The sequence below is a fragment of the Thalassospira sp. Z349TD_5 genome (genome assembly GCF_056173045.1).
In genome coordinates this window covers 2,653,323-2,679,959 of the sequence record NZ_CM149654.1, presented here as the reverse complement: position 1 = coordinate 2,679,959, position 26,637 = coordinate 2,653,323, and the positions used below count along the sequence as shown (strand labels likewise).

At 53.9% G+C, this 26,637-nt stretch carries 24 protein-coding genes; 10 read left to right on the top strand and 14 right to left on the bottom strand.

Going from position 1 to position 26,637, the window contains the following annotated elements; translation table 11 throughout:
- Positions 1 to 26 precede the first annotated feature (26 nt).
- Positions 27 to 818, top strand: coding sequence for a 2-oxo-tetronate isomerase (gene otnI, locus AC0VXT_RS12295; protein WP_475545671.1), 792 nt, complete (start codon positions 27 to 29; stop codon positions 816 to 818).
- 23 nt (positions 819 to 841) lie between these two features.
- Here otnI and AC0VXT_RS12290 read toward each other — a convergent pair whose 3' ends face one another.
- Together AC0VXT_RS12290 and AC0VXT_RS12285 are read right to left on the bottom strand one after the other, a co-directional pair.
- Entirely contained in the window at positions 842 to 2,104 is a 1,263-nt protein-coding gene (locus AC0VXT_RS12290; protein ID WP_475545670.1) for a glycerate kinase type-2 family protein, read from the bottom strand.
- Positions 2,105 to 2,165: 61 nt separating this feature from the next.
- Positions 2,166 to 2,915 carry a FadR/GntR family transcriptional regulator gene (locus tag AC0VXT_RS12285; RefSeq protein WP_412775955.1) on the bottom strand — a complete coding sequence of 250 codons (750 nt, stop codon included), beginning with the start codon at positions 2,913 to 2,915 and terminating at the stop codon, positions 2,166 to 2,168.
- A gap of 317 nt (positions 2,916 to 3,232) precedes the next feature.
- On the opposite strand from AC0VXT_RS12285, the gene AC0VXT_RS12280 reads away from it, so the two are divergent.
- From AC0VXT_RS12280 to AC0VXT_RS12265, 4 genes are all read left to right on the top strand, one after another.
- The gene (locus AC0VXT_RS12280) at positions 3,233 to 4,033 is read left to right on the top strand and encodes an N-formylglutamate amidohydrolase (RefSeq protein ID WP_475545669.1); all 801 of its coding nucleotides are present in this window, start codon (positions 3,233 to 3,235) and stop codon (positions 4,031 to 4,033) included.
- Position 4,034: 1 nt separating this feature from the next.
- The gene (locus AC0VXT_RS12275; RefSeq protein WP_475545668.1) at positions 4,035 to 5,204 is read left to right on the top strand and encodes a carboxylate-amine ligase; all 1,170 of its coding nucleotides are present in this window, start codon (positions 4,035 to 4,037) and stop codon (positions 5,202 to 5,204) included.
- 101 nt (positions 5,205 to 5,305) lie between these two features.
- Positions 5,306 to 5,551, top strand: coding sequence for a DUF2312 domain-containing protein (locus AC0VXT_RS12270; RefSeq protein WP_022733469.1), 246 nt, complete (start codon positions 5,306 to 5,308; stop codon positions 5,549 to 5,551).
- Between the two features lie 76 nt (positions 5,552 to 5,627).
- Positions 5,628 to 6,074 (top strand): MmcB family DNA repair protein, encoded by a 447-nt coding sequence (locus AC0VXT_RS12265; protein WP_475545667.1) that lies wholly within the window; start codon positions 5,628 to 5,630, stop codon positions 6,072 to 6,074.
- Between the two features lie 56 nt (positions 6,075 to 6,130).
- Here AC0VXT_RS12265 and AC0VXT_RS12260 read toward each other — a convergent pair whose 3' ends face one another.
- Complete coding sequence (locus AC0VXT_RS12260) at positions 6,131 to 9,613, bottom strand: indolepyruvate ferredoxin oxidoreductase family protein (protein ID WP_475545666.1); 3,483 nt, start codon at positions 9,611 to 9,613, stop codon at positions 6,131 to 6,133.
- A 388-nt stretch (positions 9,614 to 10,001) separates the two neighbouring features.
- Between AC0VXT_RS12260 and AC0VXT_RS12255 the strand changes: the two genes are divergently transcribed.
- From AC0VXT_RS12255 to AC0VXT_RS12235, 5 genes are all read left to right on the top strand, one after another.
- Entirely contained in the window at positions 10,002 to 10,448 is a 447-nt protein-coding gene (locus AC0VXT_RS12255) for a VOC family protein (RefSeq protein WP_475545665.1), read from the top strand.
- Between the two features lie 119 nt (positions 10,449 to 10,567).
- On the top strand, positions 10,568 to 11,221 hold the full coding sequence (locus AC0VXT_RS12250; RefSeq protein ID WP_475545664.1) for a Crp/Fnr family transcriptional regulator: 654 nt from the start codon (positions 10,568 to 10,570) through the stop codon (positions 11,219 to 11,221).
- A 242-nt stretch (positions 11,222 to 11,463) separates the two neighbouring features.
- Complete coding sequence (locus AC0VXT_RS12245; protein ID WP_475545663.1) at positions 11,464 to 12,348, top strand: MBL fold metallo-hydrolase; 885 nt, start codon at positions 11,464 to 11,466, stop codon at positions 12,346 to 12,348.
- An 18-nt stretch (positions 12,349 to 12,366) separates the two neighbouring features.
- Positions 12,367 to 14,040: a bifunctional protein tyrosine phosphatase family protein/NAD(P)/FAD-dependent oxidoreductase gene (locus AC0VXT_RS12240; protein WP_475545662.1), complete on the top strand. Its 1,674-nt coding sequence runs from the start codon at positions 12,367 to 12,369 to the stop codon at positions 14,038 to 14,040.
- Positions 14,041 to 14,102: 62 nt separating this feature from the next.
- A complete protein-coding gene (locus AC0VXT_RS12235; RefSeq protein WP_475545661.1) occupies positions 14,103 to 15,854 on the top strand; it encodes a SulP family inorganic anion transporter in 1,752 nt (583 codons plus the stop codon).
- Here the strand turns inward: AC0VXT_RS12235 and AC0VXT_RS12230 are convergent.
- From AC0VXT_RS12230 to gap, 11 genes are all read right to left on the bottom strand, one after another.
- Positions 15,851 to 17,026 (bottom strand): benzoate/H(+) symporter BenE family transporter, encoded by a 1,176-nt coding sequence (locus AC0VXT_RS12230; protein ID WP_475545660.1) that lies wholly within the window; start codon positions 17,024 to 17,026, stop codon positions 15,851 to 15,853. The two genes, AC0VXT_RS12235 and AC0VXT_RS12230, sit on opposite strands and share 4 nt — an antisense overlap.
- 193 nt (positions 17,027 to 17,219) lie before the next feature.
- A complete protein-coding gene (locus AC0VXT_RS12225) occupies positions 17,220 to 17,795 on the bottom strand; it encodes a hypothetical protein (protein ID WP_475545659.1) in 576 nt (191 codons plus the stop codon).
- A gap of 149 nt (positions 17,796 to 17,944) precedes the next feature.
- Positions 17,945 to 19,108, bottom strand: coding sequence for a peptidoglycan -binding protein (locus AC0VXT_RS12220; RefSeq protein WP_475545658.1), 1,164 nt, complete (start codon positions 19,106 to 19,108; stop codon positions 17,945 to 17,947).
- A 4-nt stretch (positions 19,109 to 19,112) separates the two neighbouring features.
- Positions 19,113 to 20,297, bottom strand: coding sequence for a flagellar motor protein MotA (locus AC0VXT_RS12215; protein WP_475545657.1), 1,185 nt, complete (start codon positions 20,295 to 20,297; stop codon positions 19,113 to 19,115).
- A gap of 12 nt (positions 20,298 to 20,309) precedes the next feature.
- Positions 20,310 to 21,539, bottom strand: coding sequence for an OmpA family protein (locus AC0VXT_RS12210; RefSeq protein ID WP_475545656.1), 1,230 nt, complete (start codon positions 21,537 to 21,539; stop codon positions 20,310 to 20,312).
- A gap of 273 nt (positions 21,540 to 21,812) precedes the next feature.
- On the bottom strand, positions 21,813 to 22,622 hold the full coding sequence (locus AC0VXT_RS12205; protein ID WP_022730327.1) for an inositol monophosphatase family protein: 810 nt from the start codon (positions 22,620 to 22,622) through the stop codon (positions 21,813 to 21,815).
- Between the two features lie 96 nt (positions 22,623 to 22,718).
- Entirely contained in the window at positions 22,719 to 23,285 is a 567-nt protein-coding gene (efp, locus tag AC0VXT_RS12200; RefSeq protein WP_022730328.1) for an elongation factor P, read from the bottom strand.
- Positions 23,286 to 23,479: 194 nt separating this feature from the next.
- Positions 23,480 to 24,124 (bottom strand): thiamine phosphate synthase, encoded by a 645-nt coding sequence (gene thiE / locus AC0VXT_RS12195; RefSeq protein WP_475545655.1) that lies wholly within the window; start codon positions 24,122 to 24,124, stop codon positions 23,480 to 23,482.
- A 65-nt stretch (positions 24,125 to 24,189) separates the two neighbouring features.
- Complete coding sequence (locus AC0VXT_RS12190) at positions 24,190 to 24,624, bottom strand: hypothetical protein (RefSeq protein WP_475545654.1); 435 nt, start codon at positions 24,622 to 24,624, stop codon at positions 24,190 to 24,192.
- Positions 24,625 to 24,647: 23 nt separating this feature from the next.
- Positions 24,648 to 25,370, bottom strand: a complete 723-nt coding sequence (locus AC0VXT_RS12185; RefSeq protein ID WP_475545653.1) for a polyamine aminopropyltransferase — start codon at positions 25,368 to 25,370, stop codon at positions 24,648 to 24,650.
- A gap of 157 nt (positions 25,371 to 25,527) precedes the next feature.
- A complete protein-coding gene (gene gap / locus AC0VXT_RS12180) occupies positions 25,528 to 26,535 on the bottom strand; it encodes a type I glyceraldehyde-3-phosphate dehydrogenase (RefSeq protein WP_022730332.1) in 1,008 nt (335 codons plus the stop codon).
- Between the last annotated feature and the right edge of the window lie 102 nt (positions 26,536 to 26,637).

Below are 26,637 nucleotides of genomic sequence, written 5' to 3'. Positions count from 1 at the left end.
ATATGTAAAGTCATTGAAGGTGCATTATGCCACGTTTTGCTGCCAATCTGTCGTTCCTGTTTGCTGATCTGCCGTTTGAGAAGCGTTTTGCGGCAGCAGCAGAGGCGGGATTTGTCGGCGTGGAATATATCGGGGCTTATGATGTGCCGATGGCAACGGCAAAATCGCTTCTGACCGATAATGGCCTTGAGCAGGTTTTATTCAATCTGCCACTTGGTGACTGGGATGCCGGGGATCGTGGGCTGGCGTGCCGACCGGGCCGTGAAGATGAATTTCGTGACTCGGTGGTCAAGGGGCTTGATTATGCGGCGGCGACCAATTGCAAAATGCTTCATTGCATGGCCGGTGTCATGGGCAAGGACGAAGATGCCGGTGAAATTGCCCGGCTTTATTGTGACAACCTGCTATATGCCGCTGATCTGGCCGATCAGGCCGGTGTCGATATCCTGATTGAACCGATCAATCCGATGGATATGCCGGGCTATTTGCTTAATTCGGTGGAGCAGGCGGCGGTTATCCTCAAACAGCTCGACCATCCACGTCTGGCATTGCAGTTTGATATCTATCACGCACAAATTGTCGGCGGGAACATCGCCGCCCGTCTTGACCAGTATTTTGAGATCACCCGTCATGTGCAGGTGGCTGGCGCGCCGGGCCGTCATGAACCCGATAGTGGCGAGTTGAACTATCCGTTCCTGTTGTATCTGCTGGATCGGATTGGGTATGACGGCTGGATTGGCTGTGAATACAAGCCACATGGCAAGACCGAAGACGGGCTGGGTTGGCTGCGGCCATGGATGCCTAAGCCGGGGGCCTAATCGCCAAAGCTATTTGTGGTGTCCTATTCGATCAAAATAGCGCGGAAGTCATTCACATTGGTCAGGGTCGGGCCAGTGACCAGCAGATCGTCAATCTTGGCAAAGGCGCTATAGGCGTCGTTGTTGGCCAGATATTCGCGTAGATCAATTCCGGCATCTTGGGCCTTTTGCCAACTTGTCGGATCAATGATCGCACCGGCGTTGTCTTCGCTGCCATCAATACCATCGGTATCAATCGCAAGCGCGCTAAGGCCAGCTTGATCGCGAAACTGAATAAGCAAGGATAGCAAAAACTCACTGTTGCGTCCGCCGCGTCCGCCTTTGCCACGCACGGTGACCGTGGTCTCCCCACCCGAAAGCAACACACATGGTTTGGTGGCCGGTTGGCCGTGGTTGGCGACTTGGTGGGCAATGCCGGCATGCATGATGGCGACTTCGCGGGCTTCGCCTTCGATGGCGTCCCCTAGGATGACCGGGTTGAGGCCCAATTCGCGGGCGATCTTGGCGGCGGCCTCAAGACTGTCTTGCGGGCGGGCCAGCATCACGGTTTCATGCCCGTCAAAGCAGGCATCACCGGGCTTGACGGTTTCATGGGTGCTATTAGTCAGAAGATCCTTGGCAGCCGTTGGAATATCGATCTGATAATGGCGGAGGATATCAAGCGCATCCTTACCCGTTGTCGGGTCGGCAACCGTTGGGCCCGATGCAATGATCGTCGGATCATCACCGGGAACGTCAGAGACAAGATATGTCACCATACGGGCCGGGGCGGATGCCTGTGCCAGTCTGCCGCCCTTGATCGCGGACAGATGTTTGCGCACGCAATTCATTTCTGAAATGGTCGCACCACTGCGCAAAAGTGCCTTGCTGATCGATTGTTTGTCTTCGAGTGTCAAGCCCGGACCGGGCAGGGCCAGCAGGGCCGACCCGCCGCCTGAAATCATGCAGACCACCAGATCATCTGGTCCGGCTTTTTTGACGATCTCAAGAATGCGTTCGGCGGCCTTTTGACCTGCCGCATCGGGGACCGGATGGGATGCCTCGACAATTTCGATTTGCTCACAGTCAACCGCGTGGCCATAACGGGTGACAACCAATCCCTCAAGCGGGCCATCCCATGCTTTTTCAAATGCGCGCGCCATATTGGCCGATGCCTTGCCGGCCCCAATGACAATGGTTTTGCCTTTTGGCTTTTCTGGCATGTTCAATGGGATTTGAACGGCTGGGTCGGCTGCCTTTAACGCAGCATCCATCATGGCCAAAAGTTTTTCGCGCGCGGTTGTCATGCTTAGCTTCCCTGAGTGGAGTTTTGGTCTGGACCGTCTTTGGGCGGCGGTTTGAATATTGTTAAGTCGATTGTTTGTCTGAGGCTGTTTTAAAGAAATCAAGCACGGCTTGCAGGTGGTTTGACATCGCCTTTTCCGCTGCATCAGGATCGCGTGCGGCAATGGCTTCGATGATGTCATGATGATGTTCCTGCACCATCCGGTCAAACGAGGGGCCGGTCAGATTGTTGAAGCGGATTTCCATCAAGGCAGCCTGCAACACATCGTGGAGCATTTTCATCACGTGATAATAAATGATCGATCCTGTGGCCCGGCCGATCATCATGTGCAAACGATGATCGTCATCGGCACGGTACTTGGACGCACGGCGCGGATCATGGGCCTGACGGTAGGCGATGCGCAGCAATTTGATGTCTTCGTCACTGGCATTGACCGCAGCCCGCCTAGCCGCCCATGTTTCCAGCGTACAACGGATTTCCTGAAGATCGCGCAGGTTGCTGATGGAATCGCGCACAAGATCGGTCATGGCGGTATCCATGTCGATCCCGGTCGATGACAGGATTTCCGTGCCGCCGCCTTGAACCGCGCGCAGATAGCCACGGGTTTTAAGCTTTTGCAGGGCCGCACGCACCGAAACGCGACTGACTTTCATGGTTTCGGCCAGTTGGCGTTCACCCGGAAGCCGGTCACCGGGCAGGAAGATACCGTCTGAAATCTTTTCAAGCAGCTGGTCTGCGACCTGATCGGCAATCCGTTTGGGACGTTTCGTTTCCTGATCGTCCGGGGCCGGGGGCATTTTGGCAGACGGCATTTTGAGGTTTCTCCAGTCGCGGTTTATCAGCCGATGCTGTCACGAAGTCGTACCGTATTTTTATAAATGGTCATACCAGTTTAGGGGATGTTTGGGGCGGACGCAAAGCACGATACGCTCAAGATGCATTGTTATGCCAAGGCTCATTGATAATGACCCTTGGTTTTCAGGGCAGATCGGCTTGCATGAGCTTGTCTGAGCGTCGATAAATTGATACTTCAACAGATGTAAACCAACGCAACATACTTGCCCCATGACAGGCATGTTTGACGATTTCCCGGTTTGCCGTTCCGTTACCGACTTTCAGGAGAATATGCGTGCGTCACCATGCAGGGCCTCTTTTGGGCCAAGATGATCCAGCCCCGTTTGAAATTTTGAACGCAAATGGCAAAGGACATTCGCTTTTTGTTTGCGACCATGCATCGCGTGAAATTCCCCAAAGTCTCGGTACGCTTGGCCTGCCCGAAGACGAACGAAAACGTCATATTGGGTGGGACATCGGGGCGCGCAAAGTAACCGAAATTCTCGTTGACCGGTTTGATTGCCCGGCTGTTCTGGGGGGCTATTCGCGGTTGGTGATTGATTGTAATCGCCAACTTTGGGATCCGACCGGGATGCCTGAAATTGCTGATCAGACGGTGGTACCGGGCAATAAAAACGTGTCGCCCACAGAACATATGAAACGGATCCGTGAGATTTTCCTGCCGTATCATTGGGCGATTGAAGAACAGATTGCCAATTTCCATGCCCATAAAATTGTCCCAGCTTTGATCGCAATCCACAGCTTTACACCGGTGTTTCAAGACTTTGAACGGCCTTGGGAACTTGGCATTCTTTGGGATCAGGATGATCGTATTCCAGTTCCGCTGCTGGCTAGGCTGCGCGAACAGAATCCCGATCTGACCATCGGTGACAATGAACCCTATTCCGGGCAGCAAATGGCCGATTATACCATTGATCATCATGGTGAAGCCGGTGGTTTGCCCTGTGTGTCGATTGAAATCCGTCAGGATCTGATTGATACTGATGAAGGATGCGAGAAATGGGCAAAAATTCTTGGCGACGCGTTTGTCGATATTCTTGCCGATCCAAACCTTTATAAGATCAGGAGAGACTGATTTGGCGGCGTTCCAGACGCAAGAACCGGGGTTTTCGATTGGTATCGAAGAGGAATTCTGGCTTGTTGATCGCCAAAGCCGCGATCTTGCAAATGATCCGCCAGCGGACTTTTTAAAGGATGCCAAGGCAAAGCTGGGTGATCAGGTTTCCAGCGAGTTTATGCGCTGCCAGATCGAAACCGGTACCAAGGTTTGCAACAGTGCAAAGGACGCGCGCGAACAACTGAGCCATATGCGCTCAACCCTGGCCGAAATTGCCAGCAAGTACGACATGGCATTGTTGGCGGCATCGACCCACCCATTTGCCCAGTGGGACAGCCAGAAACATACCGAAGGCGAACGCTACAGCACCATCGCGCGTGATTTGCGCACGGTTGTTGACCGGTTGCTGATTTGCGGCATGCATGTGCATGTCGGCATTGAGGATGATGACCTTCGGATCGAACTGATGGCGCAGGCAAGTTACTTTTTGCCGCATCTTCTGGCCTTGACCACCAGTTCGCCGTTTTGGCGGGGCCGTGATACCGGGCTTCAGACCTTCCGGCTTTCGGTGTTTGATAATCTGCCACGTACGGGACTGCCCGAAGTGTTTGGGTCGTGGGCGGAATATCGCCGACATGTCGATATGCTGATCCAGGCCGGTGTGATTGAGGACGGTACCAAGCTTTGGTGGGATTTACGCCCATCGGACCGGTGGCCGACACTTGAAATGCGGATTGCCGATGTTTGTACCGATCTTGAAGATGCGGTCTGTGTCGCTTCCATCACGCGATGCCTGATGCGGATGTTGTATCGATTGCGGCGTAACAATCAGCGGTGGCGGATTTATTCGCACATGCTGGTACGCGAAAACCGTTGGCGGGCCTGCCGATATGGCAGTGATCCCGGCGAGAAAACCGGATTGATTGATTTTGGCCGGGCTGAAATTGTGCCGTATGTCGATCTGGTCGAGGAAATCCTTGAACTGATCCGCCCGGATGCGGAATTTTTTGGCTGTGTTGCGGAAATTGAACATGCGCGTGAAATCGTGCGACGTGGCACCAGCGCGCGTCGCCAGCGCGAGGTCTTTGACGCTGCGATTGAAAAGGGGATCAGCCCGCGCGATGCGCTTGTCGCGGTGGCGGACCACTTGATCGCGCAGACAGTGCCGGGATCGCAATCGGTCGTCTAACGCCCCTTGTCAGCGCGCAACGCATTGAGTATCGTCGCGCCGCATTAAAAGTTTTCGCGCACCGGGTATCCGCTGTGCAGCCCATCATCGGAGAAGAATGAATGACCGAAGTCGGTGGTATCGCAGCTGATCAGCTTGCGAGTTATGTCGAGCGTATTGAACGTCTTGAAGAAGAAAAAGCCAACCTTATGGCTGATATCAAGGAAGTTTACGGCGAAGCCAAAGCACTTGGCTATGACGTGAAAATCCTGCGTCAGATTATCCGTCTGCGTAAAATCGAAGACCACGAACGCAGCGAGCAGGAACAAATCCTTGAAGTGTACAAGCGAGCGCTTGGCATGAGCTGACACCTTGTGTCAGCAGACTGCAACCTGAATTCAAAGCCCGCTTTCGAGCGGGCTTTTGTTTTTGTATCCTGATCGAATGAACACGCAAACCCGTCCCGAAATTACGGCCGAAGTCACAGATGGTGTCTGTAGGCTTTTGTATCACCATCAGATGCCCTGCCTGACCGAGCTTCGGTTGGGCAACGGGCGGAGGCTGGACGTTTTGGCGCTTGGGGCCAAGGGGGAACTTTGGGCGGTTGAAGTCAAATCATCGGTCGCGGATTTTAAAACCGATCAGAAATGGGAAAGCTATGTCGAGTATTGCGACAGGTTGTTTTTTGCCGTGCCGATGGATTTTCCCAAGGAACTGATCCCCGAGAGTGTGGGACTAATTGTTGCCGACCGGTTTGAAGCAGCGATCCTTCGCATGCCCGAAGAACAGAAACTTTCAGCAGCACGGCGCAAGAAGCTGTTGATTTCATTTGGGCAAACGGCGGCAGGACGATTGGGTAACACGATTGGCGATAACGTGTTTATGCCCTGAAATACAAAGGCCCCGCACATTTGTCGGGGCCTTTGGTTTTGGTGGTCTGTGCGGGATTATTCCGCGGCCTTAAGGTGTTCTGGCGGGTTGCGGAACTGGTCGATCAGCTCGGCCTCACGCGTTTTGACCTTTTCAATATTGCCATCTTTGATGTGACCATATCCGCGAATTTGTTCGGGCAAGGCCAGAAGCGCGTTGGCAATGCGGGCATTTTCATGGGTCAGCCCGGCAATGACTTCGGTCACCAGCATTTCATAATCTGCAATCAGTTGGCGTTCCATTTTGCGTTCATGGGTCCGGCCAAACGGATCAAGGGCCGTGCCGCGCAGGAACTTGAATTTCGCCAAAATGCCAAAGGCGTTCATCATCCAGGGACCATAGGTCGATTTCGTTAGCTGACCATTTTCCGGGTTCTTATCCGCAATCGCCGGTGGAGCAAGGTGGAATTTGATTTTGTAATCACCCGTGAAGTTTCTGGCCAACTTCTTGAAGAACGCTGGATCGGTATAAAGTCGTGCGACTTCGTATTCGTCCTTATAGGCCAGCAGTTTGAAGTAGTATTTCGCCACTGTCCGGGTCAATTCATCCCCACCAACAAGGCGTTTTTCCGCTGCGGCGACCTGATCAACAAGGGCCGTGAAGCGTTTGGCATAGGCGGCATTCTGATAACCGGTCAGGAAATCGACGCGTTTGGCGATGATGTCGGAAAGTTCGGTGGCAACCGGGTGAGCTTCGGTTTCGTTCGGACCGACAACCTCAAGAACGCGATTGGGCTCGTGGGCATAAAGGCGGCCCCAATAGAATGACTGTTTGTTCATATCGACAGCCACACCATTAAGCTCAATCGCCTGCATCAGGGCTTCTTCGGTGATCGGGATCAGGCCGCGCTGCCACGCGACACCAAGCATGAACAGGTTGGTCGCAATCGAATTGCCCATCAACCGGGTGGCAATGTCACTGCCTTCGACAAAATTGACTGCGCCCGCACCACAGGTGTCGGCGATGACTTTCATATGCTCGTTGGTTTTAAGCTCAAAGTCCGGGTTGCTGGTAAAGGCACCCGTCACGGTTTCATGGGTGTTGATGACGGCCTGTGTAAAGTTGCGGCGCATCTTGGCCAAGCCTTCGTAACTTGCCGCGACCAAAAGATCACACCCCAGCACGACATTGGCTTCACCGGCCGGAATGCGCGCGGCATGGAGTTTACTTTGTTCATTGGCAAAGCGGATGTGGCTGACCACAGCCCCGCCTTTTTGCGCAAGCCCCGCCATATCAAGTCCGACAATGCCCTTGCCCTCAATATGGGCGGCCATGCCCAGCAATGCACCGATGGTAACCACACCGGTCCCGCCAACGCCGGTAATCAGAACCGACCATGGTTCGTGGATATCAGGCAGAGTCGGGCGCGGGAGTCTGGCAAAGACAGCATCGCCGGGGGTGTCGCCCTTGGCTGCCGCATCTGGCTTACGCAGCGATCCGCCTTCAATCGTCACAAAGCTTGGGCAGAATCCATTCAGGCATGAGAAATCCTTGTTACAGGCCGATTGGTCAATCGCACGTTTGCGGCCAAATTCGGTTTCGACCGGCACCACGGCAAGGCAGTTGGATTTTTCACCGCAATCGCCACAGCCTTCACAGACAAGGTCATTGATGAAAACACGCTTGGGCGGATCGACCATCAATTTGCGTTTGCGACGACGGCGTTTTTCGGCCGCACAGGTTTGATCAAACACAAGGACGGTAACACCTTCGATCTCGCGCAATTCTTTTTGCGTGGCATCCAGTTCATCACGATGGCGGATATCCACACCGGGGGCAAAATCAGACCCCATCGGATATTTATCTGGCTCGTCAGACAGAACGATGATGCGCTTGGCCCCTTCGTCAAACATCTGACGGGTGACCTGTGGCACGGTCAAAGGACCATCAACCGGCTGTCCACCGGTCATGGCAACCGCATCGTTAAACAGGATTTTATAGGTAATGTTGACACCCGACGCGACGGCGGCGCGCACGGCCAAAGACCCGGAATGGTAATAGGTCCCATCGCCAAGGTTTTGGAAAACATGTTTTTCATGGGTAAAGGGCGCCTGACCGATCCAGGTCGCACCTTCGCCGCCCATATGGGTAAAGGTTTCGGTCGAACGGTCCATCCAGTTGACCATGTAATGGCACCCGATCCCGGCCATGGCACGGCTGCCGTCGGGGACCTTGGTCGAACTGTTGTGCGGGCAGCCCGGACAGAACCACGGAATGCGCGCCACATCCGGGCGCGGTTCGGCGATTTCCTTTTCCTTTTCGGCCAGCCAGTCAATGCGTTCATGAATGGCCGGGCTATCATAGAACCGTTTGATCCGCTCGGCCAAGACAACCGCAATGCGGGCCGGGGTCAGCTCATCCATCGATGGCAGGATCCACTCGCCTTTTTCATCGAACTTGCCAATAACCTGCGGGCGGACATCTTCGCGCCAGTTATAAAGCTGTTCCTTGACCTGATTTTCCATCACCGCGCGTTTTTCTTCGACGACGATGATTTCCTCTAGGCCCATGGCAAATTCGCGCACATCGTCACGGTTGAGCGGCCAGCTCATCCCGACTTTCAGAACCCGAATGCCGATCTGTGCGGCGTCTTGTTCGGAAATGCCAAGGTCATCAAATGCCTGCATGACGTCAAGGTATGCCTTGCCCGTCGTGATGATGCCAAGCCGCGCATTCGGGCTGTCGATCACGGTTTTGTTCAGCTTGTTTGCCCGCGCATATGCCAATGCGGCATAGAGCTTATATTTCATCAGGCGATGTTCTTGCTCCTTGGGGGTGTCGGGCCAGCGGATATGCAGGCCGCCCTCGGGCATGGCGAAATCAGTGGGGATGATCGGGGTGATACGGTCTGGTGCGACGTCAGCCGCAGCCGAGCTTTCGACCGTTTCGGCAATGGTTTTCATCGCCACCCAGCAACCGGAATAGCGGCTCATGGCCCAGCCATGAATGCCGAAATCAAGGATGTCCTGAACACCGGACGGGTTTAAAACCGGGATTTGCGCATCAATAAAGGCATATTCGGTCTGATGGGGCAGGGTGGATGATTTGCAAGAATGGTCATCCCCTGCAAGGACAAGGACACCGCCATTTTTGGATGTGCCAGCATAGTTGGCGTGTTTGAAGACATCGCCAGATCGGTCAACGCCGGGACCCTTGCCATACCACATGCCAAAGACGCCATCATATTTGGCATCCGGGTACATATTGACCTGTTGGCTGCCCCAAACGACCGTTGCGGCAAGGTCTTCGTTGACCCCGGTCTGAAATTCGATCTGTTGCTTGGATAGAAACTTTTGGGCCCGCCATAATTGTTGATCCAGACCACCAAGCGGCGACCCGCGATAGCCGGAAATGCAGCCCGCAGTATTAAGGCCTGCGCGCGCATCGAGCTGGCGCTGCATCAGAGGCAATCGAACAAGTGCCTGAATGCCTGTCAGATAAACTCGACCTTCTTCAAGCGTATATTTATCATCAAGGCTAATTGCCGCCAATTGTGCCATGACCAGTCTCCCTCGATCTCTCTGATGTGCCGGACCTTTTACACACTGCTTATAGGGATATGGGCGTTGGTGCAGTGTTTCGGTATGGCCCGTGTGTAAATCCATCTCACACGGTTTGCGGGACCAATGTGAGATGTCGTAATGGTAATGAATGCTGACCTTTTTTCAAAGCGAACTCGCAGTGCACAGCCCAAAACGCCCGATTGTATGGATTGACGTTACGTCAACTTAATATTTACTTATTCCGGTACCGATTTGCGCGCAATATAATTGCGTTGCTGCTGCGGTGCGATATTTCGGGTTGGCCGAGTCTCTGCTCGGAACAGCAAAACCCACGTGGTATCGTTTGCGTGGAATTTGGGCAGAGTACCAGGAAAGGATCATATAGATGGACCAACGTGTTTCACTGATCACACTTGGCGTGGCTGATCTGGATCGGTCCCGGCGGTTTTACGAAGACGGGCTTGGTTGGCACGTCACCCAGATGGTCGAAGGTCAGGTTGTGTTCTATCAACTGTCCAATGGGCTCGCACTTGGTCTGTTTGGTCGGGCGGATCTGATCAAGGATGGGAAATTTGACGATGATACCGGGGCGACATTTGGCGGGCTGACATTGGCGTTTAATACGCGCAGCGAAGCTGAAGTTGACGCGGTGATGCTTGAGGCCGAAAAAGCCGGGGCCAAAATCCAGAAACTGGCGGAGAAAGTATTCTGGGGCGGCTATTCCGGTTATTTTCGCGATCCGGACGGGCATGCGTGGGAAGTCGCGTTCAATCCGTTTTGGCAGCTTGATGACAATGGCAATTTGCATATTTCGCCAATGGCGTCATCGTGACGAACCGATTTTAATTTATTGAAACGTTACCTGAATGTTTTAACAATTCAAACGGTGTGTTTTTATCTACCGAAATGTCTTCGGCGATTTGCTGAAGATGAAACAGGAAGGTTTTGACCGTGAGTTGGATTGACCAGTTTCCGGGCCTGTCACGATTACCAGAAGACATTCGAAACTATCTTCTAAGCGAAAGCAATATCGTCACCGTTCCAGAAAATACCGTCATTTTTGGTCCGGGAAAATCGCCAGAGAACCTTTTGCTGTTGCTTGACGGGACGGTTCGGGTGCAGCAGACGTCCGATACCGGGCGGGAAATCGTGCTGTATCGCGTTCATGCCGGTGAAAGCTGCGTTCTGACGACCGCCTGTCTTCTGGCCTATGAGGATTATTCCGCCGAGGGCATTGCAGAAACCCAAACCCGTGCGGTCGCGATCCCGCGGGCTGCTTTTGACAAGCTGGTCTCGGACTTTGTCGCGTTTCGGCAGTTTGTTTTTACCGCCTATTCAAAACGGATCACTGACCTGTTTCTTGTGATCGAAGAAATCGCGTTTCGCCGATTGGACATCAGACTGGCACATAAGTTAATCGAGCTTGCCGAGGACGGTGATATTGTTTCGTCAACACACCAGAAACTGGCGGTGGAGCTTGGCTCGGCGCGGGAAGTCATTTCACGGCAATTACAGGAATTCCAGCGTCGCGGCTGGATTGAACAATCACGCGGCACCATTCGTTTGATGGATCGGGATCGACTTTCGGGGTTGGCACAAAGCTGATTGATTCCGCCTATAAACATTGATGCCGATCTGCCCTGAATACAGACCTTCAACATTAAAAAACCAATATGTTTTAATGTTTGGTGACAAGGTCACCGAAAGCCGGTTCCCGAACTCTTATAATTCCAGATTGAAATACAGGCTGCGTGCCAAAGCGCGGCATATAACCAATCCCGTCCGTAGCATGCCATCCAAAGGTTCTAATGGATCAAGTGAATGGCATGGACCCTGAGGAGGAACATATGTCTGACTACCCGGTGAATATGACCATAAAACCAGAAGTCATGGCCTTTTTTGATCCCGATACCAACACGATCAGCTATGTGGTGAAGGACCCTGAAAGCGCTGCGTGTGCTGTTGTCGATTCCGTCATGGATATTGATTACGCGGCAGGACGCATCAGCTTTGGCCATGCGGACCGGATGATTGCCTTCATTCAGGAACATGACCTGAAACTGGAATGGATCATCGAAACCCATGTTCATGCCGACCATTTATCAGCCGCCCCCTACATTCAGGAAAAGCTGGGCGGCAAGCTTGGCATTGGTGCGAAGATCAAGGTGGTTCAGGAAACCTTTGGCAAGGTGTTTAACGAAGGGACTGATTTCCAGCGCGATGGCAGCCAGTTCGACAAGCTGTTTGAGGATGGTGACACCTATCAGGTTGGCGCCATGACGTGTTTTGCCATCTATACCCCCGGTCATACGCCCGCCTGCATGGTGCATGTGATGGGTGATGCGGCCTTTGTCGGTGATACGTTATTTATGCCAGATGGCGGTTCGGCGCGTGCCGACTTCCCGGGCGGTGATGCCGGAACGCTGTATGACAGCATCCAGAAACTTCTCGCCCTTCCCTATGAGATGCGTTTGTTCATGTGCCACGATTACGGCCCTGACGGGCGCGACATTCGTTGGGAAACCACGGTTGGCGATGAGAAAAAGCACAACATCCATGTCGGCGGCAACAAAACCCGCGCGGAATTTATCGCCTTTCGCACAGAGCGTGACGCGACACTGGGCATGCCACGTCTGATTCTTCCATCTTTGCAGGTCAACATGCGCGCCGGACGTCTGCCGACGGATGACAGCGGCAAGCAAATGCTCAAAGTGCCGGTTAACGGCCTTTAATTATCAGGAGGAACGTCTATGGAAGCTAAGAAAATCAGCGACGACCTGTCGGTCAGTCCACAAATTTCTGCTGATGACATCAAGGAGATCGCGCGTCTGGGGTTCCGTTCGATCATTTGTAACCGTCCGGACGGCGAAGGGGCAGATCAACCGACCTTTGACGAGATCACCAAGGCGGCATCTGATGCGGGGCTGGAAACGCGTTATCTGCCAATCGTATCTGGCAAGGTAACAGATCAGAACGCCGACGAATTTGGCAGCTTGCTTGGCGCATTGCCCGGACCGGTTTTTGCCTATTGCCGGACGGGAACGCGTTCGGCAACTTTATGGTCGCTTAGTCAGGCGTCGCGTCTTGCCACAAGCGAAATCCTGCGTGCGACCAAGGCAGCAGGTTATGACATGGGCGGGGTTGTGCGCCGGATCGTGAATGGCGGTAAAACGCCGACCGATCAGGCGGACGCAAAATATGATGTTGTCATTGTCGGCGGCGGGGCGGCGGGTATTTCGATTGCGTCCAGCCTTCAGGCCAGAAGTGCCGGACTTCAGATTGCCGTCATTGATCCGGCAGATATCCATTATTATCAGCCTGGCTGGACCATGGTGGGAGGCGGTATCTTTGATGCCAGCACAACCGCCAAAACAATGGGCTCGCTGATCCCCAAGGGGGTGCATTGGATCAAGTCTGCTGTGGCGGCGTTCGAGCCAAAAGATGACGCCATCGTTCTTGATGGCTGCCGGGTTGTGAAATACGGTCGTCTGATTGTGTGTCCGGGGCTTAAACTGGACTGGAACGCTGTTGACGGGCTTGTTGATACGCTGGGCCGAAATGGTGTGACGTCGAACTATCGCTATGACCTTGCCCCTTATACGTGGGAACTGGTGTCCTCCATGCGTCATGGCAAGGCCCTGTTTACCCAACCCCCCATGCCAATCAAATGTGCTGGCGCACCGCAAAAGGCAATGTATCTGTCAGCAGATCATTGGCAGCGAAGTGACGTTCTTAACCGTATCACTATCGAGTTCTGTAACGCTGGCGGTGTTCTGTTCGGGGTGAAGGACTATGTTCCGGCCCTTGAGAAATATATCGACCGTTATGGCGTAGGGTTGAACTTTTTCCATAACCTTGTTGCGATTGATGGTACGGCCAAAAAGGCGTGGTTTGATGTCATCAAACCGGGCGAGGACGTACAGCGCATCGAAAAGTCCTTTGACATGATCCATGTTTGTCCGCTGCAGGTGGCCCCGGACTTTATCCGGGTATCGCCATTGGCCGATGCGGCAGGCTGGGTCGATGTTGATCAGGCAACGTTGCGCCACAAGACCTATGCCAACATCTGGTCGCTTGGCGATGTGATGAATGCGCCAAATGCAAAAACCGCGGCGGCGGCGCGCAAACAGGCGCCGGTTGTTGCCGAAAACGTCATTGCGGACATCGACGGAAAATCAGCCGTTGCCCAATATGACGGATACGGGTCCTGCCCCCTGACGGTGGAGCGCGGCCGTATTGTTTTGGCCGAGTTCGGTTATGGCGGCACGCTTTTGCCATCGTTCCCGAAATGGCTGATTGATGGCACAAAACCGTCGCGATTGGCTTGGTTTCTTAAGGAAAAACTGCTGCCGCCGATTTACTGGAAAGCCATGCTGCGCGGCAAGGAATGGCTGGCAAAACCCGAAAAGGTTTCGGTTAAATAATCACCGCTTGCGGGGTGGGCATGTGTCTGCCTTGGGCCAATTCTGATCAAAGAGATCAATTGATGCAGTTGAAGTCGATTTCAAAATACATCCCGGTTCTTGATTGGGGCCGTCGCTATGATCGCACGGCATTTGGCAATGACATGGTTGCCGCCACCATCGTGACGATCATGTTGATCCCCCAATCACTGGCCTATGCGCTTTTGGCCGGGTTGCCGCCCGAAGCCGGGCTTTATGCTTCGATTGCACCGATTATCCTGTATGCGATTTTCGGGACAAGCAGTACCTTGGCGGTCGGTCCGGTTGCGGTTGTTTCATTGATGACGGCGGCAGCGATTGGCAATGTCGCAGCGGTCGGCACGATTGGTTACGCGGTGGCAGCCCTGACACTGGCAGCCCTTTCCGGTACGATCCTTTGGATGATGGGGGTGTTTAAGCTCGGGTTTCTGGCAAACTTCCTGTCGCATCCGGTGATTGCCGGTTTCATCACGGCATCGGGGATATTGATTGCCGCAAGTCAGCTTAAACACATCCTTGGTGTTGATGCGGGCGGGCACAACCTTTGGGAAATTGCTTCAGCCCTTTTTGTGAAAATGCCTGAAACGAATATGACAACGGTGTTGATCGGCATTCCGGCGACGGTATTTTTGTTTTGGGTGCGTCGGGGGCTCAAACCCGCCTTGATCAAACTGGGGCTTGGACCAAGGATGGCCGATGTCATCACCAAGGCAGGCCCCGTGATGGCTGTTTTCGCGACAACCTTGGTGGTGTTGTATTTCCATCTTGTTGATGCCGGGGTCAAAGTTGTCGGCGATGTGCCGCAAAGCTTGCCGCCGCTGACCATGCCGGATTTCTCGGTTGGGCTAATGGCGGATTTGCTGGTACCTGCGGTGCTGATTTCGCTGATCGGGTTTGTTGAATCAATTTCAGTCGCCCAGACGTTGGCCGCCAAACGCCGTCAGCGTATCAATCCAAATCAGGAACTGATTGGGCTTGGTGCGGCCAATATCGGCGCGGCTTTTACCGGCGGATATCCGGTGACCGGTGGGTTTGCCAGGTCGGTTGTCAATTTTGATGCCGGGGCGCAAACACCCGCCGCAGGGGCCTTTACGGCGGTGGGGCTGGCGATTGCGGCGGTTGCCTTAACGCCCTTGGTTTATTTTCTGCCCAAGGCCACACTTGCGGCCACGATCATTGTCGCGGTGCTGTCGCTGGTGGATTTCAGCATTTTAAAAACCAGTTGGCGCTACTCAAAATCGGACTTTGTCGCGGTGTTGGCGACAGTACTTTTAACACTTGGCTTTGGGGTTGAGGTCGGGGTGACGTCGGGCGTTGTACTCTCAATCGGGTTGTTTTTATACAAAACGTCGCGCCCGCACATTGCAGAGGTTGGCCTTGTGCCTGGCACACAGCATTTTCGCAATATCCACCGTCATCACGTGATCACCGACCCACAAGTTCTAACCATCCGGATTGATGAAAGCCTGTATTTTGCCAATGCCCGTTATCTTGAGGATTACCTTCTTGATCGGGTTGTCGGCGAAGATAAGCTCAAACACGTTATTTTAATGTGCTCGGCGATTAACGAGATTGATCTAAGTGCTGTTGAATTGCTTGAGGCGATCAATCACCGCCTTGATGAAATGGGCATCAAATTGCATTTGTCCGAGGTCAAAGGCCCGGTGATGGACCGTTTAAAATGCGGCCATTTTCTGGGTGAGCTAACGGGTCGGGTGTTTTTGTCGCAATATGAGGCGATCACTGAGATTGGCAAAAAATACGATCCGGGCCAAATACCCCCCGTGGGAGCCTAACGGTTTTTAAGATGTGTCAGCAGGTAGATCAAACCACCGGCCAGCAATCCCCAAAACGCGCCTGAAACACCGTAAAATGTCAAACCGGCTGCTGTGACGATAAAGGTCACGGCGGCGGCTTCGCGGGCGTCTTCTTCCTTAAAGGCGGCAACTGCTGATCCGGCAAAGGCGCCAATCAGGGCAAGACCGGCTACCGCCTCGATCAGGATGCCGGGTGCCAGACTGATAAACGCGGTCACCAGCCCGGCCAACAAACCAAACACAATGTAAAATACGCCACCAAAAACGGCCGCCCAATAGCGTTTTGCCGGATCAGGATGTGCGTCCTTGCCTGCACAAAGCGCAGCGGTAATAGCTGCCAAATTGACCGCGTGGCCGCCAAATGGTGCGGATAGCAATGAAAATATCCCAGTCACGGTGAAAAGCGGGCCTGGGGGCGTGTCATAGTTGTTGGCGCGCAAAACGGCTGTGCCGGGAATGTTTTGTGATGCCATGGTAACGATGAAAAGTGGCAAGGCAATGCCAACCAGCCCGGCAAGGGTAAAGTCCGGCATGATGAATTCCACTGGTGGGGCGATGGAGTTGCCAAGGTTCGCCAAGGCATTTGGCGGAAAATCGATCCCGAAAATCATCACGCCAATAAACGCCAAAAGGGCCGCAGGCACCGCAAGCAGACGGTTAATCCGCCCGACCACCAGCCACGCAATCACGATGGGGAGGCCCAACAGCGGATCAAACGCAACCGCCTTGGCCGGAGCAAGGCAAAGGCCAAGCAGCACACCGGCCAGCATCGCATTGGCAAGCGGGGCAGGGATGCTCGCAACCGTACGGCCCAAGGGTTTCCAAACACCGCTGATGATGATCAGGATGGCACAGATGATAAAGGCCCCAACCGCCACGGCAAAGCCGCCGTCAATCGCCCCGGACGTTGCCAGAAGTGCCGCCCCCGGAGTTGACCAGGCAATGCTGATCGGAAGCTTTGTCTTAAGTGATAAAACAATCGCACAAAGCCCCATGGAAAGGGACAGTGCCATCAAGCCCGATGCTGCCTGTTCAGGCGTGGCACCAACCGCGGTTAAGCCTTGTAATACAACCGCAAACGAACTTGCCGATCCAACAAACCCGGCCAACAGGCCCATGAAAATACTCTGAGGCGAAATATCACGCAGCATGGTGGCTCCGGCATTTATATGGAAAATCAGGGCAGTGGGCATTAATCAGGGCGAAGACCCTAGCGTGAAGTCATTGAACTCACCAGTGCAAAAAAAACAGTCCCCGGAAACGAGAACTGTTTTTCTGATCATTTATTTGGTCCATACGCTGCCACGGTCAAAGCAACAGGGAACGGTGCTGACGAAGGGCCCGTTAAAGCATGTCGCGTTTGGTGTGTGAATTTGCCACTTCGTGGGTGCCGACCAGTTCTGCCCGATGTCGGGTAAAGATATCCTTGGCCCGATTTTCCGTTGGTTCATCAGGTGTTTTGGCCCAAAGCAACAACCCGCCCTGATCAAGGGCATCTTGCAATTCAGTGGAATATCGTTTTCCGATGATTGCGGCAATGACACCGCCTGCGGCGGCACCAACACCACCGGCACCGATGATGGCTGAAATGGTCAGGGCAATCTGTCCACCTGCCGCAATCACAGCCCCCGCGGCGCCAAATGCCGCGGCATACATTGGGGCGCCAACAAGGGCACCTTCTGCATTGCCGATCGGGGTCGGTGTTGTATAGGCCAGCGGCGGCATGTTCGGGTCGTTGTCGATGTCTTCGGCCTTACGGTAAATGTGGCCGAACTTGTCTTCGATGGTGTGTTCGGTTGTCAGCAGGCTCAGGTCTGTTTGCGCGAAGCCCGCAGAACAAAGGTCTTCTGCTGCATGTTGCAGAGCAGAGAGATCGTGAAAAACACCAACGGTTTCCCGACGGGGATTGAGAATGGTCATCGTGGCCTCCTTTATGCTGAAAGGCTCCTTTGTGACCAACGTGCTGGTGCGTCGATTGTTTCCAAGACTTTTCGGCCGCGTTAAGTGGGATGGGAACGAAAACGGCACCCACGATGGGGTGCCGTTGATGGAATGTTTCGCACGATGACTTATCGTTCTGTTATCTTGAACTCGATACGCCGGTTGCGGCGATAGGCGATTTCGTCAACGCGGTTATCAAGGGGCTGGTACTCCCCAAACCCGGCGGCAACCAGACGGTTGGGTGGCACACCCTGTTCGATCAGGAACTTAACCACGGAAATCGCACGTGCTGCTGACAGTTCCCAGTTCGATGCGAATTGCAGGTTGCGGATTGGCACTTTGTCGGTGTGGCCATCGACCCGCATCACCCAGTCGATATCATCAGGAATATCAGCGGAGATGGTTTTGAGCGTCTCGCCAAGTTTCGCCAGCTGTTCCTGACCGCCTTCGCCAAGATCAGCCGAGCCAGAACCAAACAGGACCTCGGACTGGAACACAAACCGGTCGCCGACAACCCGGATGTCCTGACGGTCTCCAAGTACTTCGCGCAGGCGGCCAAAGAATTCCGAACGGTAGCGCTGCAATTCGGCAACCTTGGTCGCAAGGGCCGCGTTCAGGCGCTGCCCAAGGTTTACAATCTGGGCTTCCTTATCGGCATTTTCGATTTCGGCAGCCTCAAGGGCGGCTTCGATTTTTTGCAGTTGCTGACGCAGGGCAAGCATCTGCTGATTAAGAGCTGCGACCTGTGCCTTGGCCTCGGTGCTGAGTTTCTTTTCCGTCTCAAGGGCGGCGGCACGCGATGCCAGAAGGGCGGAAAGTTCGGCGATCCGGGCGTCCTGATCTTCGATCTTTTCGTTCTTGCTTTCGCGGATCTCGTTCAGTTCGGCATCTTTCTCTTCAATCGATGCCAGCGCTGCGAGCAGTTTCTTTTCGATATCATCAGCCGAAAGCTGGGCATCGGCAAGTTGGCTGGCAAGGGCGGCTGCACGTAATTTCAGGTCGTCACGCTGGTCACTGGTGTTGGAAAGCTCGGTCGTGAGCTGGGTCAATTCCAGTTCCATGCGCTGATTGTTGCCACGCTCAAGCGACAGAAGGTTGGTCAGCTCGTTGACCTGTGCGGTAAGGTCACTGAGCGCTTCATCACGGCCTGATAGAGCAGCGCCAAGGTATACCTGCGCAATAACAAAGATCATCAGAAGGAAGATGATCACCATCAGAAGCGTTGCCAGCGCATCAACAAAGCCCGGCCAGGTGTTTACATCGCGATTACGACGGCGCGAAAGCCCGATCATGCGATCAGCCCTCCTCGGCGATGGCGGCGATGGTCCGGGCCAGAAGTTTGATTTCGCTTCTGATTTCCTGTGTCGATTGCTGACGGCCCATGGTCAGTTCTTCGCCAATACGGCCAAGCTGGCTATCAAGGGACCGGATGTGGGCGCGGGTATTATCATCAATGCCAAAGCTACCCATTTTCATCGAATCCGCAAGTTGATCGAGAACGGGTTTGAGGTGCATCTGGTTTTCCGCCAGTTTGACCATCAATTGCTGTTCGGCTTTCATCTGATCGGTGAGCGTTGATAACTTGTCGGCCAGATCAATCAGGGTGTTATGGCTTTTGATCTGGGAACTTTCCGACCGCTGGATCGAGTTTTGCAACCCTTCCATGTTGTCGGCCATCTGTTCGATCAGGGCCGAAAGATACGCAGGAACAGACTGTTCACCATCACCAACAGCACTTCCCGATCCAAGACGGGTAAAGCTTGAAAGCCATTCTTCAAGATCGTTGAAGAAACGGTTTTGCGCCTGACCGGCCTGCATGTCCAAAAGACCAAGGGCAAGCGATCCGGCAAGGCCAAACAGGGAAGATGAAAACGCTGTGCCCATGCCGCCAAGTGGCTCAGCAAGACCATTTTTAAGTTCGGAGAACCAAAGATCCATGTTGGACCCGCCGCCGACATTGACGTCACTGATGACGCCGGCAACCGAATTCACTGTTTGCAGAAGGCCCCAGAAGGTGCCGAGCAGGCCAAGGAAAACAAGCAAGCCAACGATGTATCGTGACAGCTCACGGCTTTCATCCAGACGCGAACGGATGGAATCAAGGATTGTTCGGGTCAACATGGTCGAGAGTTGCGGGCGATCACGGCGTTGTTCGGTCATCATGCTGGCCATCGGGGCGAGCAGTTTTGGCGGAACCTGCGATGTCAGGCCAGGGCGGTTACGGCGGAAATCTTCGATCCAGGTGACTTCCGGGGCCAGACTTGCGGCCATGCGGAATGTATAGATAACACCCACGAAAAAGACGCCGATAATCAGGCCGTTCAGAACAATATTGGCCATAAAGGCATCAGACAGGGCAGGGTAAAGCAGGGCGCCAACCCCGACAATAATGGCCACAAAAACGGCCATACGTGTCAGATAACTTCCGGGTTTGGTAATGGGCGTAACTGTGCCGGTACCATTGGCCGAATGATTGCTCATAGCGGATTAATCCTAGCGTTGAACGGTTTTGATATCGACGCGGTCTGCCGGGCCGGACGGAACATTCGCACCCAAGGCGCGAACGTCAATGCGTGTGGAACGCACACCCTTGTCGATAAGATAGGAACGGACCTGAAGAGCACGCGACAGCGACAGTCGGCGCGCCTTTGAGGCATTTGCACTGTCGCCTTCGGCGTATGCCTGCAGCTGAATACGCAGGCTGTCGTCGTTGCTCATGGCGGCAATGACCTGATTAAGCTCGCTTTGGGCGGCACTGGTCAGTTCAAAGCTGTCACTGGCAAAGCCAAGGCTGTATTCGCCTGCACCGGTTGAGGTGCTCGCGGCAGGTGCTTTGGTCGCTGGTGGAAGCGATGCTTCCTCAGCCGCCGGTGCGGCAGCTGGCTCTGGTTTTGGTTCTGGCTTGGGTGCTGCCGGTGCGACTTCTGCCATCTGGGCTGGCTGAGACGTCGTATCGGGCGCAGATGTCGGTGCAACCGGAATTTCTGATCCACTGCCAATCGGCTCAGCCACCGGTGCTGAGGGGGCTTCGGATGCCTTGCTTTCGGCACTCGGAAGCGGCGGCGCCTTTGGCGGTTCAACCATGGTAGTTTCCGTCGTCGGAGCAGCCGGTGCGCTTGATGTCTCGGTCATGGTCGAAGCCGCCGGAGCAGGCGCAGGTTTGGTCAGTGGCGTTGGCGCAGTGCCAGAAGATGAGGTGGATGAAGAGGGGGCTGTTGCTGCGACTGTTGTCGGCGCTGCGGGTTTGGTTCGCGGGGCTGCGGTTGCCTCGGGCTGGCGCAGGGCGATTGTCTGGTTCGCTCCGTCATCCATTGAGGGTGACATGGCGGTATCAGACACACCGGGTACACCATAGAACTGTGACTGGCTTGGGACGGCATTACCCCCAGCACCGTCAATCACAACAGTTTCAAAGCCACCGTCATATGAACTATTCCCTGCGGATGAGAACTGGTCATTGGCAAGGAAAGCTGACTGCGGGCGGGTTTCGGGATAGATCAAATCACCGCCCGGCATGACAATATGCTCACGCGATACCGTGGGGGAGAGATATTGCGGAACAGTTGTCTGTCCGCCATATCCGTCGGCAACGTCCCAGTTGACCTGTACGTTGCTGTCTACAGAAACGGGGGAGTATTGTTGTGCGGAAGCATTGCCGCCGAAGAACGCGCTGGATCCGAGTGCCGTCATTAACGCCAGCACCGAAATCTTGGAATACCCCATCAAATCGCAGGCCCCTTAATACCCTGTGTTTGAAACCGTCTTGTATAACGTTTTTCTATTTCACACAGTTTTGTGTCGATCGTTAGGCACCCGATAATTATTATCGAATGCCCCCCTGTTGTCTGGTTGCCTCGCATCGGGCGACGGCGTGCAGTACCATGCACCATAACTTAGAGCCAGGTAATGGACAACCGCTTTGACGGCAAAAGAAAAAGGGCCCCTTCGACAAAATGCGAAGGAGCCCTTTCAAAAAACGGTAATAAAAGCCGACAGTTAGTCGGTAACTGCTTTTTTAAGTGCCTTGGCGAGAACCGGCTGGATATAGTCGTTAGCAGCGACGACACTGCCCGTACCGAGCATGTTGGTGCCACCTTTGGCATCGCGGACATAGCCACCGGCTTCTGAAATGAGAATAAGACCCGCCGCAATATCCCACGCGTTGATGTGCGATTCCCAGTAACCGTCATAACGGCCAGCCGCAACATATGCCATATCAAGCGATGCGGCACCCATGCGACGTACGCCAGCGCAACGGTCCATGACTGTGTGCAGCTGCTTTTCGAAAACGGCATGGTCGCCGTGGCCAATATGGGGAACGCCACAGGCCAGAACGCATTCATTCAGGCGACGACGGCCCGAAACACGCAGGCGACGGTTATCAAGAAATGCACCAACGCCTTTTTCCGCCCAGAAGAATTCATCTTTGGCGACGTCATAAATGATGCCAGCAATGATTTCATCGCCCTTCTGAAGGGCAACGGAAATGGCAAAATGCGGAATGCCATGCAGAAAGTTGGTGGTGCCATCAAGCGGATCAATGATCCAGCGATGTTCAGGGTCGGACCCCTTGATTTCACCGCCTTCTTCAAGCAGGAAGCCGTATCCGGGGCGGGAGCGTTCAAGCTCTTCGCGCAGGCGTTTTTCGGCACGAAGATCAGCCGAAGATACGAAATCTGCCGGGCCTTTCATCGAAACCTGAAGGTTCTCGACTTCACCGAAGTCGCGTTTTAGTCCATAGGCAGCCTTTTCGACGGCCTTGAACATGACGTTGATATTTGCTGAACGACGGGCGGCGCCTCGCACGGCATATCTCCCGGAATTTGAATTAAAAGGAGGGTCGGGACCCATTCCATTCATATGGATGGACCCAATCCTTAAACCAGAGGACGGGAAAAGTCCTTAATCCTTGGCACGCTCAAGATAGGTGCCTTCGACAGTGTTCACGACGATGCGCGTACCCGATTCAATATGCGGGGGCACCATCACACGAACACCGTTTTCAAGGACGGCCGGTTTGAAAGAAGAAGACTGGGTCTGACCTTTGACCACGGCATCTGCTTCAACAATTTTGAAGACAACATGCTCGGGCAGGGTTACGGCAAGCGGCTCATCTTCAAACGATTCGATGGTAACAACCATGTTATCCTGAAGATAAACAGCAGGCTCGCCAACAAGGTCGGCGTTTACTGTGATCTGTTCGAACGTTTCGCTGTCCATAAAGGTGATCATGTCACCATCAGCGAACAGATAGGTGTATTCTTTCTGCTCAAGACGAACGCGCTCAACGGTTTCCGATGCTCGGAAACGCTCGTTCAGCTTGGTGCCGCTACGAATATCTTTAAGTTCAACCTGGTTAAAAGCACCGCCTTTACCTGGTTTGACAGCCTGACATTTTACCGCACGCCACAGGGCACCTTTATGTTCGATAAGGTTACCCGGACGGATTTCGTTGCCGTTGATTTTCATGGCACCAACCGTTCTTTCAGATCACAGATTCACAATGTAATAGGGGGCACTTGCCCCATTTAAGAGGCGTTAACTACCAGTTTGCCGTCTGTGCTGCAAGCAGATTGAACAGGGGGATCGCGCATAACTCCCCATCGTTCACGCATGGCTACCGGCAAATATTTGTCCGCCCAGCCGTTTTTACGGTTCGCAGATTATTCGATGTCGGTTGCGATGATTGCCGCCTTGATCGCCCGTGCACCGGCCTCAGGGCCATCCATGTGGTTCCAGACACCGCCCGTGACCGCGACAAAGTCTGCGCCAGCCAGAACGATTGGCGCCAGATTTTCCGCTGTAATACCGCCAATCGCAACGCAGGGCACGGTGGTAAATGTCGTCCAGATTTCAAGGATTTCCGGCGTGACACTGGTTTTGGCTTCTTTGGTCTGGGTCGGGTAAAACGCGCCAAAGGCAACGTAATCAGCCCCTTTTTCACCAAGTTCCATGGCGCGATGGCGACTGTCATAGCACGACACACCAACAATGTGTTCTTCGTCCATGATGGCGCGCGCCTCGTCATAACTGACGTCGTCCTCGCCGACATGCACACCGTCACATCCCGATTGTTTGGCAATGTCGGGCCGGTCATTGAGAATAAGCGGAATGTCGAGGCCGTTACACAAGGGCAAAATCGCATCAATTGCCTTGCGGATTTCGTCATCGCCAACATCTTTCAGTCGCAATTGCAGGCAATCGACCGCACCAGTATCAAGAACCGACTTCAGCTTTTCCGTAAAGCTGGCAAGTTCGATTTTCGGCGGGGTCAGAAGATAAAGACCGGCATGTTCGTCTGCGTTCACGATGATAATTCCTGATGATTTCCTGTCAGTTGTGTAACCTCTGACACGGCGTTTGGCAATTGATACTAGTCCGTCAGATGCTGCCGCAACCGGCGGTCCAATTCATGATCGGGCAGGACGTCATCACCCATCTCATAGATCGAACTGTCTTTGGGAAGGTCGAGGGCGACGTCGCAATTTGACTGTGCGCCAAGGTCGGACAACCGGTCAAATTGCGAAGACGTATCCGGTTCGACAATCACACCATCAAGGCCAATTTCAATGGCCGCCAGCGCACCCGATACCCGCCCGCGGCAATCGAGGATTGCCTTGAAATCCGCGTTTGGAAATTCCTGACGCACCTGATCAATAACAGCGCCAAACCAACCAGCCCCAAGCGACATTGCGGCATTTGATGGCGACAGCAGCGTAAAGGGTACGCTTGCCATCCCCCGGCAGGCCGCACGGGCACCGGCAATACCGTGAATGCGAATGATCAGATCAGCGTGTGATGATGCCATGGCGATATGGTTCTAAGACCGCCTTATGAAGATGTGCGCGCGATATAGACCGTATTGATGTCTTCGCGGTCCATGACCGGATGCTTGAAAGTAATCACCTCGGCCCGGATGCTGTCAAAGGCGGATTTCAGGTTTGCGTCAAACCACGGCTCGGGCATTTCGGTTGACCAAAGGGCAAAAATTCCGCCCGGCACAAGATGGCGTGCCAGTCGTTTGAGGCCATCTTCGGTATACAGCCGCGCGTGATCGGGATGCAAAACGTTCGACGGTGAATGGTCAACGTCCAAAAGGATGGCGTCATGTTTAACGTCCGGCTCGGCCGGGTTCATGCCCGGCGTGTCGGCAAAGGAGGCGGCAAAGAAATCGCCATGCACCAGCGCACAGCGCGTATCATGCGCGAGTTGCTCACCAAGGGGCAGCAACCCTTCCTGATGCCATTCGATAACTTCGTTTAACGTATCAAGAACCGCAAGTTTGCCGGTCTTTGGGTTATCAAGGGCGGCCTTGGCGGTATAGCCCAGACCAAGCCCGCCAACCACGACATTCAAATCATTTCGGTCAAGCTCGGCCAACCCAAGGTCGGCGAGTGCGACCTCGGCATCGGTAAACAGACTCGACATCAGATATTCGTCATCCAGCTTGATTTCATAAACATCGATCTCAAGGCTGAGTTCACGCCGCCTGCGCAGGCTGAGCACCCCCATCGGGGTTGGCCGGTAATCAAGTTCTTTGAACAAAAGGCTCACGGTGGGCTCCTGTGCGCATGGTTGGGGCGTCGTCATTTTGGACGGGCAGGGATGGGCTCAACTGTGCCGTGCTGCCCCGGAAAAGAAAAGTGCCCGAAGTGATGCATACTTCGGGCACTTTGCAAAATCATCAATCAGATAATCTGATCAGATATGCTTACAGGAACTTCGCCATGGCAACAGCAGTGTCGCTCATACGGTTCGAGAAGCCCCATTCGTTGTCATACCACGACAGGATACGCACAAAGTTGCCACCGATGACCTGAGTCTGGGTGACGTCAAAGGTCGAGCTGTTCGGGTTGTGATTGAAATCAATCGATACCAGCGGTTCGTCGCAGACGCCAAGAACACCTTTAAGCGGGCCGTTCGCAGCTTCTTTGATCGCAGCATTGATTTCATCAACGGTGGTGTCGCGACCTGCAACAAAGGTCAGATCGATCATCGAGACATTCGGGGTCGGAACACGAACCGAAGTACCGTCAAGTTTGCCGTTCAGTTCCGGCAGAACAAGACCAACAGCCTTAGCCGCACCGGTCGAGGTCGGGATCATTGAAAGCGATGCCGAACGCGCACGGCGCATGTCTTTATGCAGGCTATCAACCGTGTTCTGGTCGCCGGTAAAGGCGTGAACAGTGGTCATGAAGCCCTTGGTGATGCCAACGGTCTTGTTCAAAACGTCGGCAACAGGTGCAAGGCAGTTGGTGGTGCAGGATGCGTTCGAAACAATCACGTCACTGGCAGACAGGCTGTCGCTGTTAACACCGTAAACAACGGTTTTGATATCACCCTTTGCCGGGGCGGAAATCAGAACGCGTTTGGCACCTGCGGTCAGGTGTTTGCCAGCACCCGCTTCGTCAAGGAAGATACCGGTGCATTCAAATGCGATGTCAACATTCAGTGCTGCCCACGGCAGGTTCGCCGGATCACGTTCAGAGCAAACCTTGATCGCCTTGCCGTCGATGACGAGGTTTTCGCCTTCGGCTTTGACGTCATTGGCAAGAACGCCATGAACAGAATCATATTTCAGAAGATGTGCGTTGGTGGACACGTCACCCAGGTCGTTGATGGCAACAACTTCAACATCGGTGCGGCCGCTTTCAACGATAGAACGCAGAACAAGACGGCCGATACGACCAAAACCATTAATCGCTACGCGAATAGCCATTCATCCCTCCAAAATTATACTGATTGTTACCTGGGGAGTATCAATCACGACTTGGGGCTTAAACCCAAAGAAAAAAGGCCGGATCGGCATATTACCGATCCG